This is a genomic window from Pseudomonas sp. GZJR-8 (assembly GCF_002916705.1).
Taxonomy (GTDB): Bacteria; Pseudomonadota; Gammaproteobacteria; order Pseudomonadales; family Pseudomonadaceae; genus Aquipseudomonas; species Aquipseudomonas synxantha_A.
The window spans coordinates 1-9,311 of record NZ_JXSI01000023.1 but is presented as its reverse complement, the minus strand read 5'-3'; the positions used below and the strand labels follow the sequence as shown (position 1 = coordinate 9,311).

Genomic DNA, 9,311 nt, shown 5'->3' with positions numbered 1-9,311 from the left:
GCTTGGGTGGTCTGCGGTGTGGGTTGGTCGAACAGCCCGGCTGCCTGCAATTGCACCAAAAGTACCTGGCATTGCGGCAGTCGTTCGCGCTGTGCGTCGCGGCGGTATTTGTCTTGCAAGGCCGCAGCGTGCGCACCATCGGCAGCTACCCACTGCGCCACATCAGCCTCAATGTGCAAAGGCCCGTTGGCTACCATTGCCTGGCTGACCCACTGATCGGCCTCGGCATTGCCGTCCAGGGTGATCGGCCGCAACGTCTTGATGAATGCCATCTGGTCCAGTGGGCTGGCCAGCAACGTGCGCACCGCCTGCATGGCCTCACGCGGCTCGATGGAGCCAATGCCTTCACGCTCCATGCGTTGCCGGTAGGCCGCTGACGACACCACGCCGATGCTCCCCCAATAGCCCCAGTTCAACGTTTTGACCGGTACCGACCCGCTGCTTCCCCAGCGCCGCGCCAGGGCATCTTTGAACACGCACCCCATCGCGTAGTTGGCTTGCCCGGCATTACGCGTGAAGGCGATCAAGGACGAAAAGAACAACACGAAATCCAGTGCCTGGCCACCGAACACCTGGGCCATGCGTACACTGATATCGACTTTGGCCTGCAAACTGCGCCGCAGTTGGTCTTCGCTCATATTCGCCAGGCTGCGATCGTCCAGCACGATGGCTGAATGCACCAGGCCATCGATACGGCCGAAGCGGCTCAGGATCTGCTCGCAGGCTTGTTGCAACTGCCCGGCATCTGTGGCGTCGACGCTCATGTAAAACGGACGTGGGCCGTGCAGCGCAACCTGATCAAGGGCTGCCTGAATGGAAGCATCCAATGCCCTGCGCCCCAACCAGACCACCTGGGCGGCGTGCTCGCGAGCCACGCTTTCGGTCCACACCTGGCCGATGCCGCCACTGCCGCCAATCACCACATACACGCCGTTGCTGCGATAAGCCGGCTGCGCGGACGCCTGCGGCCGATGAAGCAGCAACTGCCGGCCCTCCCAGACGCCATCGCGCAGGCGCCGCGAGGTATGCGCAGGGTCAACGGGCATCACCGCCAAATGTGTGGGGGCCAGACGCTCCTGATGCGCCAGGTCTACGGCCTGTACCGTCCAATGCGGCATCTCCTTGGCGAGACTGCCCGCCAGGCCGTGGACGGCGGCGTGTACGGGTTGGGCGTCATGGGGCGTCCAAGCGTCGCGAGTCACCACCACATAATGCAGCGCACGCTTGTCAAACCCGCAACGCAGCAACGCTTGCACGATACGCAGCTGCTCCAGGGCGCACGCGTGCTGTTCATCGATCAGGCATTCATCGCCCGCGTGCCGGGCGGCACTCGGTGGGATGACTAGCACCAGGCGATCGAAGGCCGGCAACCCCTGGAATCGCGTCACCCACTGCTCGACACTGTCCGAGGGTACCGACGCACAACTGAGCAACGGCCCCTGCGCGCCCTCCAGGCTGCGCAGTTGCGAAGCATCGGCACCGATGACCAGTGTGGCCGTCGGCGAGGCAGTGACGGCCTGCATGGCCAACGGGCTCCACTGCGGCACCAGTAGCACCTCGCCAGCCGGCAGCCCGACCTCTTCGTCCCCCTCGACAAGCCCCCCATTACCGGGCGGCGCCCACTGTCGAACCTTCAGGCCGCGCAGGCTGGCGCACAACCAGCCGAGCTCATCGAACAACTCAAGGTCATAACTCTCGCGCTGTGGGTCGCGGTTAACCTGTACCCACATGCGCGGTTCACACGCAGCAAACACCTGCAACTGGTCCAGGGCGAAAGGCACTTGCAGTAGTGCGCTTTCGTCGCTCAATACGCGCGTCGCTTGCAGCGCCGCATCCAACATTGACGGGTGCAGGCCGTAACTCGCCTCGAACGGCTGCGCTGCAGGCCACTCGATCAGGGCCAGGGCGTGCCCGTCGCCGACATACACCGCGCTGAGGCAACGGTGCGTTACGCCATAATCGATGCCCAGGCCTGCATAGGCGTCGTAGAGCTGCCCGGGATTACGCTCATGGAAGTCGGCGCTGCTGCGTAGCCGCGCGAGCAAGGCGGGTAGGTCCACCTGGGGACGGGTCGGCATGGGCACCTGTTCAATGACACCTCGTACGTTGAGCGCCTGTGCCTGGGCGCCGCTCGTGGCGATCTCAAAACGCACACGTGCGGTGTCATCGGGAAACAGGCGTACCCGCAGTTGTGCATCGCCGTCTTCCAGCACCAGGGGTGCCAACCACACCACATCGCTCAGGCGCACCAAGGCGCCCTGCTGGTCAGGCGTGGCCACCGCTACTGCTGCTTTTCGCGCCAGTTCCAGAAACGCGGAGCCCGCCATCATGGCCTTGCCTTGGACGTGATGATCGGCGAGAAAGCTGTCTCGCCCACTGACCTGGCAGGTAAAGCCCAGGCCCGTCAGGTCGGAACAGTTGAGCACGCTGAGCGGTGCCGCTTGCACACCGGGGCTGCGAGGGTGCTGCTGGCCGATATCGGAATTGATCCCCGTGTACCAAAAGCGTTCGCGGGCAAACGGATAGCCTGGCAAGGAAATGATCCTGCCCCAGCGTCCGGGCAACAGCGCCTGCCAGTCGATATCACCGCCGCTGACCCACAGTGCCAACAGTTTGTCCTGCTGCCCGGTGGCCGCCCATTGCGCAACCATGGCCGACAGATCGTCTTCGCCCAACAGCCGAACCAGCGGGTTCTCATCCTGCCGGGCCGACCCGACCTGCACACGCCCGGATGTCAGCGCCCCTTGCAGATACTCGCGCAAACACGCCTGCACATCGTCGATAGAATGTGCCAGGAACCCCAGCCGCGCGTTGAGCGCTTCTCGACCGGTTTGCAGGGTATAGGCCAGGTCGTGCAGGGACAGGTCGTGCGCTTCTGGCGCGGCGCAAAATGCCAGGAGGCGCCGGGCCGAGGCTTGCAGGCGCTCGGCGTTGGCGCCGCTCAACAGAACGGCCACCGGCAGTGGCTGCCGGCTTTGCGACTCAGGCTGCGTCGGCGCCAGGTATTCCTCGATGATCAAGTGTGCATTCGAACCGCCGGCGCCGAAGGACGATAACCCGGCCAGGCGTGGGCGCTCCTCGGTGACGCCCTCTACGCGACGCACCCGTCGCGGCCAGGGCGCCAAGTGGCGCTGGACTACGAAGGGTGACTGGGCAAAATCGATGGCCGGGTTGAGTACCTCACTGTGCAGCGAAGGCACCAACTGGCCCTTTTGCATTTGCAACAGGACTTTGGTCAGGCCGGCGATGCCGGCAGCACTTTCGCAATGACCGAGGTTGGATTTGACCGAGCCCAACGCGCAGAACGCTGTCTGGTCGGTGTAGTGCCGGTAAGCCTTGGCCAGGCCCGCCAGTTCGATAGGATCGCCCAGGGCCGTACCAGTCCCATGGGCCTCGACATAGCCCACATCGGCGGCGTCTACGCCGGCGGCGGCCAACGCCTGGGTGATCACATCGGCTTGGGCATTGGGGTTGGGTACGGTGAATCCATTGGCCTTGCCACCATGGTTAATCTGGCTGCCACGTATCACGCCGTAGATACGATCGCCATCGGCCACCGCCTGGCTCAAGGACTTGAGCAAGACCGCACCGACCCCCTCGGCCGGGACATACCCATCGCCGCCCTCACCGAAACTCTGGCAGCGCCCCTGGCTGGAGGCAAAATTCCCCTGGGCCAGGCCCAAGTATTTGTTGGGGTGCACGCTGACGTTGACGCCGCCTGCCAGTGCCACGTCGCAGTCACCGCTGCGAATGCCCTGGCACGCCAGATGGATCGCCGTCAGCGACGCCGAACACATCGAATCCACAGCCAGGCTGGGACCACTGAGCCCGAGGCTCCAGGACACCCGGTTGGCGATCGACGCACTGCTGCCGGACAACGCCATAGGGCGCCCCAGCAAGGTTTGCTCGGCACCGAACAGTTGGTACTCCTGGTACATGACCCCTACATAGACACCGGTGCGCCGCAATGCACCGGGGCTACGCAGGCCCAAGGCCATGCCGGCATCCTCAAAGGTCGCGTAGGCGCACTCCAGGAACACACGCTCCTGAGGGTCCATGTATTCGGCGTCGTGGGGTGAGATGTTGAAAAACAGCGGGTCGAACTTGTCCACGTCATCCAGGAAGCCTCCCCACCGACTCAGGGTCTTACCGCCGGGCAAGCGTCCCGGTTGCGCCAGGTCGCCCAGGCTCCAACGTTCGGCCGGCACTTCAGTGACACAATCGACACCCTCGGCCAGGTTACGCCAGAATGCCTGCAAGTCCTCAGCCTTGGGGTAGCGGCCGCTGAGGCCGACAATGGCGATCGGCTGCGCGAGCGAGGCGTCCGGCAGTGCGTTCACGGGCGCTACGGGCGTCGACTCGGCGACCGTAGGAGCCGGAGCCACGGGCCCACTACCGGCCAGTTCGCCGAGCCGCTCGGCATGCCTGCGCGTAAAGTAATCGGCCAGCTCTTTGATCGAGCTGTGTTCAAAGAACAAGGTCTTGGATAAGGAGCCAAAGGACTTTTCCAACTCGGCGGTCATCTGGATGACCATCAGCGAGTCAATGCCGTAGTGTTCGAAATGCCGGTCATCCTGGAGCTGGGCCGGGCTGACCCGGGTCACGGTCACCAACACGGTCCTGAGCAGTCCGATAATGAAATCCCTGGCGTGTCGGGTCTGGCTGTCGTCGCGTGTATCCATGGCGGGAGTCTTCTCCGTCAAATCGGTAAGAGGCGGCTGCACGATATGGTCGAGCAAAGCCTGGAGGCATTCGCAGCGCAAAAGGCGGGCGCCCTGCCCTGCCAGGTCACGTGTCTCGCTCAGGCGCTGCACCAGGGCCTGGCGCATAGGCAGGTCGAAGCCGTAATCGGCAAACGGCTGCTGCAGGTCAATGTCAGCTACGGGCACGCCGGTCAGCGCTGCCACGTTGGCCAGCAGCCACTGCTCGAGCGGCTCGACACGATGCGTCGTCGGCGTCAGCAGACGCCGCACACTCGATGCAACGCCGTAGTGCACCAGCGTGTTCGCCTGGCGGTGCTTGAACGCCTGATAAAGCGCGTGCAACCCGGCGTCGCGTGGCATAGGCAGAAGGCCCCAGGCCTGCTTGAGCAAGCCCAGGGACAACGCATCGATACGCATGCCGCCGTCGGCCCAATATCCCCAATCCACAGCCATGCTCAGGCCGTGTCGCAGGCCCTGCTCGGCTTGACGTTGGCGCGCGCGCACGACCCCATCCATAAAGCAGTTGGCCGCTGCGTAGTCGGCTTGACCGACATTGCCCAACTGCGCGCTGATGGACGAAGACACCAGGAAGAAATCGAGCGCCACCTCAGCGGTGGCCGCATCGAGGTTCAACACGCCCTGGACCTTGGGCGCAAACACCTCGCGCACGTCTTCGGCGGTCTTTTGCAACAGGTAAGCGTCGCGTGTCACCCCCGCGTTATGCACCACGCCATCCAGCCGCCCATAACGCTCAAGGATCCGTTCGACCAGGGCCTGGGTGGCCAGCCGATCGCTGACCTCCAGGGTGACCACTTCGACCCGCGCCCCACGCTCACGCAAGCGATTGAATGCGGGGTGTAAGTGCGCCAAGCCCTCTAGCGTTGTTGGCCGATGCGTGGCCAGCACCAGGGTCGCCCCGGGTGCATGGCGGAAAATCTCTTCGGCCAGCACCTGGCCCATGCCGCCTGCGCCCCCGGTAATCAAATAGACCCCGGTCGCCTTCCAGGGCACAACACCGGGGCCGCTCGGCAACTGGCGCCAGACAAAGCTCTGCCACTGCCCGTCACACCAGCGTAAGCGTGGATCGCCCAGGGCCAGCGCCTGATTCACGACATTCACAAGCGACGCCGATGGCGCCTGGATCTCCACCAGCAGGCACTGGACCGTCAGCGCCGGGTTCTCCAATGCCGCCGTTTCGAGAATAGCCGCCAGGCCTTCGAAAAGTGCCCAAGGCCCATGTGGCTCCACCAGCAGTTGCACGTGCAACGGCCGGCCGTCAGCCTTGCGCAGGTGCGCCTGCAAGTGTGTGATCAACGAAATCGCGGCCTGGGTATAGCCCTCGCCCACAGGCCATTCACTCTCCACCAGCGAATGCCAGGGCAAGCCGTGCAGCGCCTGCTCCATCAGCAGTCGCTGCGGCGCGGCGGCCACCATCAACAGGCGCTCTCCAACAGAATCAGGTAACGCCATGGTGGCCTCGCGAGGCTGCCAGTCCCCCGTCCACAGGGTGCTCTCCCCGGCATCCAGCGAAGTACCGCCGGGATGCTGCGGTGGCGGTAGGGCGCGAAAACTCAACCCCTGCAATTGCGCACAGATCGTGCCGTTGGCATCGGCCAGTTGAATATCCACGGCCGGAACGCTCGCCCAACCTGCCGCCTGGCGGCGCACTGCATACGCCCATACCGGTTCAGCGGCACTGAACACATCCAGGCGCTCCAGGGAAAACGGCACCAGCGCCCGCGGCTCCGGCCAATCGCGCGCCAGCCAGTGGGCGGCGGCCTGCAGCGCCGAATCAGTCAGGCCTGGTTCGAGCAGCCAGCCGGTGTTGGGGGTCGCACCGGGGTTGCGCGCCAAGCGCACCAACAGTTGCTGCGGATGGTCGATATCGGCGCTGGCGGCGTACTCCACCAGGCAGCGAAAATTCACCCCGTAATCCACCCCCAGGCCAGTGAAGTGCCGGTAACAGTCATGTGCTGAATGAGGTGCCGTTCGGCAGGCCTCACGCAGGGCGGCCAGATCAAGCGCAGCGGGTGCGGTGGCCGGCGCAGCGTAGTGGCCGGCGCAGTGCACCTGCGCAGGGTGCCCGGAGTGGACCTCAACACCGCCAAGCCCTGTGTGTCGGCTCTGAACATCGAGTGTCACCCGTACCTCGACGGGCTCCGAGACCACGCGCAAGGGTGCCTGCCATACCAGGTTGATCAGGCTCAGTGGTGTCAAAGGTGTATGTGCAGCACGTGCAAGGGCGAGCACCTCCAGAAAAGCCACCCCGGGCACCACCGGCTCGCCGTTGATGCGGTGTTGATCAAGGAAGTATTCGTCACCCTCCAGGCGCAAGACCATGGCCGCCCCGTCATTGGGCATCATGGCGGCCGACAGCGGATGGGTAGCCTTGTCCTGGGCGGGCATCGCCTCCACTACCCAATAACGCTCCCGAGCAAAGGGGTAGCCCGGCAGGGGCATGCGCTGGCAATCCAGGGCGTCGAACAGCGGTGCGAAGTCCACTGCCTGGCCGGCTGCCCAGGCATCGGCAAATACAGCCAACTGCTGCAAGTAGTACAGAGACTGACCCGTGGCGCGAGCAGACAAGCCTTGCAATCGGCGCTGGTGTGCTTCGGCCAGATCGGCCGTGTCAGCCGGCATGCCTCTGCGCAGCGCAGCGATCAATTCGGCGCGGTCCGCGACCACAACATGGAAACGCTGCTCGAAACGCTGGCGCCCGGTGAGCAGGCTGTAGCTCATGTCTACGACTGCGAATGACGCGTCCCGCTCACATAACGCCAACAGGTCCGCCATGCGCTGGTGCAGTTGTTCGCGGGTGCGTGCATCGAGCACGATCAGTACCGCCGGCACCAGACTGGCCTGGTGGACGCGCAGGGGTGGCTGCTCCAGGACCATATGGGCATTGGTGCCGCTGAACCCGAAAGAACTGATCGCGGCGCGGCGCGGGGCCCCGTCAATCGCGGGCCAATCGCCCAGGTGCTGATTGAGGAAAAAGGGGCTGTCGGCGAAATCGATGGCCGGGTTGGTGTGTTGGAAATGCAAGGACGGCGGCAGTTGCCGATGCCGCATCGCCAACAGGACCTTGAACAGTCCTGCCATGGCGGCGGCGGTGGCGGCGTGCCCCATGTTCGACTTCACCGAACCGATCGCGCAGTAACCCTTGCGCTGGGTGTAACGGGAGAACGCCCCCTTGAGCGCCTGGAATTCGATCGGGTCACCCAGGCGCGTCCCGGTGCCATGGGCTTCGACCAACTGCACGGTGGCCGGGTCAATGCCATAGCGTGCATAGACCGACTCATGCAGACGCTGCTGGGACAACGCGCTCGGTGCAGTAATGCCATTGCTGGCGCCGTCCTGATTGATACCGGAACCGCGGATCAACCCATGGATGTGATCGCGATCAGCCAGGGCATCGGCGAGGCGTTTGAGCACCACCGCGCCTGCCCCTTCGCCAGGGACGAAGCCGTCCGCCCGGCTGTCGAAGGTATGGCAGGCGCCAGTGAGCGACAGCATGCTTGCCCGGTTGGCCTTTTGGTAAAACGCAGGTGTGGACTGAATGAAAACCCCACCCGCCAAGGCCACCTTTGTATCGCCGGCAAGCAGGCTCTGGCAGGCCATGTGGATGGCCACCAGCGCGCTGGAGCAAGCGGTATCGACGGTGATGGCCGGCCCTTGCAAGTCCAGGTAGTAGGCTATGCGTGCCGGCACGATCGAGGGGGCATTGCCCCAGAACGACTGGGGTGGCGGCATGTCATCGAACAGCTGGTCATAGTCGCCCTGTTCGCACCCGACGTAGACACTCACCTCGGCGCGGCGCTGTTCGCCCAGGCACCCGGCATCGGCCAGCGCGTTCCAGGCTTCCTGCAGGAACAGACGTTGCTGAGGGTCCATATAGGTCGCCTCAAGAGGCGAAATATTGAAAAACAGTGGATCAAACTCATCGATCCTCTCAATGAAGCCACCGCGGTCGCAGCCCTGGTCTGCGCCGGCATAGCAATGCCGAGGGTCCCAACGTTGCACGGTACTGACCAGGTCGGCACCAGCCGCCAGGTGCTCCCAGAAGGCATCCAGATCTCGGGACTGCGGGAACCGCCCACTGATACCGACAATGGCAATGGCTTGGTCATCAACCGCTGGCTGTGCCGGCTCGCCAGTCGGCGGGGTTACCGGCAAGGCGTCCGTAGGCTCGGTTGCAGGCGTTGCGAACTGCGGGTATTGGCCCAGCATGTAGTCGACGAGCCGGTTGATACTCGGGTAATCGAAGAGGCACGTCGTGTGCAGGTCAATTGCCAGGCGTGCATTCAGCTGGCGAACCAGCGCCACGCCAGTGATTGAGTCCACGCCGTAATCGGCGAACGGTTCATCGTCGCGAATGTCGCCCAGTTCAAATTGCAGGCTGCTGGCGACCAATTCGCGTACCGATGCCAGCAGCAGGGGCCGCCCATCCTCGGCGCGCCTGGCAGGCGCTGACACTGGCGCGTGACTCTCGGCCGAAGGTGCAGGTGCAGGCGTTGCCTGCGGTTCCCGGGCATGGCGCACCACTCCATCACTGCGCGCCATCACCACTTGCTGTCCCAGCCCATGAAACGCCTGGCACGGGAACATCAC

General features: G+C 64.3%; 1 protein-coding gene. It reads right to left on the bottom strand.

Annotated elements, in window-relative coordinates; all coding sequences use genetic code 11:
* Window positions 1-9,311, bottom strand: a 9,311-nt coding sequence (locus tag TK42_RS26625; protein ID WP_146097900.1) for an SDR family NAD(P)-dependent oxidoreductase, incomplete at both ends; no start/stop codon positions are given.